Source organism: Winogradskyella vincentii, assembly GCF_020166345.1.
GTDB lineage: Bacteria > Bacteroidota > Bacteroidia > Flavobacteriales > Flavobacteriaceae > Winogradskyella > Winogradskyella vincentii.
Map to the genome: position 1 here is coordinate 1 of NZ_JAIUJS010000043.1, position 470 is coordinate 470.

1 pseudogene is annotated in these 470 nt (G+C 40.6%); it reads left to right on the forward strand.

Annotated features, from left to right (window positions below):
• Positions 1 to 470: pseudogene (locus LBV24_RS15080) on the forward strand (LamG-like jellyroll fold domain-containing protein); the annotation flags it as partial.

Here is a 470-nt window from a genome sequence, read left to right on the forward strand (position 1 = left end):
CTAACAGGAAAATTAGACCTTGAAGGAGAATCCCAACTAATTCAAGAAGAAGATTCAGATCTTTTAGTTGCCGTAAATGGTGAATTAGAAAGAGACCAGCAAGGTACGGCTGATACCTTTACCTATAACTATTGGTCTGCTCCTGTAGGAGATACCGATATCGCAACGAACAATTACAGCTATGCTCTTGAGGATATTTTCTATGACGGTATAAACCCTGTAAACTTTACAGGATCAGGTTATAACGGAAGTGCAACAAATCCTATTACCATAGCAGATTACTGGATTTGGAAATACGCCAACCAACCGAGTGATGACTATGCCTCATGGCAACACGTAAGGAGTACCGGTACGCTTAATGCAGGTGAAGGATTTACTATGAAAGGTCCTGGTACGGGTGCTATACTCGCTGAACAGAATTATGTTTATCTAGGTAAACCTAACAATGGCGATATTAACCTGACCATTAC